Origin of the sequence: Alkalilimnicola ehrlichii, from assembly GCF_003399765.1 — a bacterium.
Taxonomy (GTDB): domain Bacteria; phylum Pseudomonadota; class Gammaproteobacteria; order Nitrococcales; family AK92; genus AK92.
In genome coordinates this window covers 1-1,725 of sequence record NZ_NFZV01000071.1, presented here as the reverse complement: position 1 = coordinate 1,725, position 1,725 = coordinate 1, and the positions used below count along the sequence as shown (strand labels likewise).

Genomic DNA, 1,725 nt, shown 5'->3' with positions numbered 1-1,725 from the left:
GAGGTGCGGGTGCGGGCGGAGAGCGAGGCGGGGCAGGCGGAATCGGAGCCGGTGGCGGTGGTGCCGGCGCCGCTGTACCTCGATACCGGCCCGACGGGCGGCCGTTGAAGTCGCCATGGGAGAAAAGAAGGACAACGCTATGAGCTTGAGTGAGCGCCTACAAATGTGGCGTCGAAAGTTATTTCCGCTGATTCAATTGTCATTTCCGGATTGGCGCACGCTCAAGGCGCCGACACCGGGCCTCCGGCCGCTGCCCAAGAACCGGATGCCTACGAACCGCCAGCTCACGGGCCGCTTTCGGGGCGAGTGGCTGAATGGGATGTTTGACTGCGACGGGCGCTATTTGTTGTGGCGAACGGAAACGCCGCAGTTTTGGACCAACAAGCCCGATCTCCTATATATGGGATTAATGCTCAGTACGTTTGCTTTACTCATGGTCGTGATCATGCTTTTCGCCTATCAATGGCTTGGCGCATTGATCTCCCTGTTCGCGGCGGTTGCTTTGTTCGGTATGAGTCTGTTCATCCGCTTTGGCCTGTCACCGGCGACGGGAGAGGTGGCGATTTTCGATCGCAAGACGGGGTTGGTTTACCTGCCGCTGCCGCACCGCTGCGGGCCGATGGTGTGCCGGTTCAAGGACTTAAAGGCCTACTACGTGACGACCGTGACGCTGGCGTTGCACTCCTCCGGCGGGGTCGAACTGATTCCGGAGGTGTTGCCGCCGGGGGCGCCGGACCGAGGCTTCCGGCTGGGGATGGACTCGTACAGTATTGGTTACAGCACAGAGATGGCCGATCCGTGGTGGAGTGTTGTGCAGCGGTTCATGACCAGCCCCGAGGCCGCACCTTGGCGCGAGAATCCGGACTGGGCGCGGCGGGTGGGGGCGTACCGCCGGTTGGGGCTGACCATCCCCGAGCTGTACCCCGAAGGTTTGACGCGCCCGTTCCCCTTCGGAACCGCGTTTGGCGATAGAGGTTGGAGCGAGCACGTGGAAGAGTACTTCGCGCGCCAGGGGCGAGCGCTGCCGTCGGATTGGCCGGCAGCCTATGTCATTCCGGAAGCGTTGGTCCAGCGAGCGCAATATTCCGAGCCGTTGGAAGCGCGGTTGAAATATTACCGTCGTGATGCGGTGGATGAAGCCTCCTAACAACTACTGATTGCGTGGCCGGTTGTTTGTATTCAGACGCCCACCGTGCCTTTGCCAAGGCCGGTGGGTTTTCTGATTGTGCCGCCGTAAGCACGACGCGAGACCGAGCGCTGGTTACGCTTCTCGCCCTGGGGCAAAGCCTGGAACTGGCAGCGGACGTGGTGCCGGCGCCGCTGTACCTCGATACCGGCCCGACGGGCAGCCGATGAGCTCTGACGACGGTTTGGATGGGATGGGGGATGAGTATGAGCTTGAATGATCGCCTAGAGCCGTTGCGGCGTAAATTAGATCCGCTGATTCAATTGTTATTTCCGGATTGGCAGGCTTTGAAGGAGCCGACACCGGGCCTCCGGCCGCTGCCCAAGAACCGGATGCCTACGAGCCGCCAGCTCACGGGTCGCTCCGGAGGAAAATGGCAGAATGGGATGTTCGACTGCGACGGGCGCTATTTGTTGTGGCGAACGGAGACGCCGCAGTTCTGGACCAACAAGCCCAGCCTGATCGATATGGCGCTAATGTTGTCTATGAGCGCTTTTTTTATCTCGGGGGTGATACTTCTTGTGGGAGATTGGGTGTCG

Annotated in this window: 2 protein-coding genes; both read left to right on the top strand. The window is 60.8% G+C overall.

The window, feature by feature from the left end:
- The first annotated feature begins 139 nt into the window (after nucleotides 1–139).
- Complete coding sequence (locus CAI21_RS22670) at nucleotides 140–1,147, top strand: hypothetical protein (RefSeq protein ID WP_116304377.1); 1,008 nt, start codon at nucleotides 140–142, stop codon at nucleotides 1,145–1,147.
- A 245-nt stretch (nucleotides 1,148–1,392) separates the two neighbouring features.
- Nucleotides 1,393–1,725 (top strand): hypothetical protein (locus CAI21_RS22665; RefSeq protein ID WP_147305238.1); only part of this gene is annotated, 333 nt, incomplete at its 3' end.

What these genes read in the sequence shown, in the direction of transcription:
- CAI21_RS22670 (WP_116304377.1), top strand. Translation starts at nt 140, where the DNA reads ATGAGCTTGAGTGAGCGCCTACAAATGTGGCGTCGAAAGTTATTTCCG.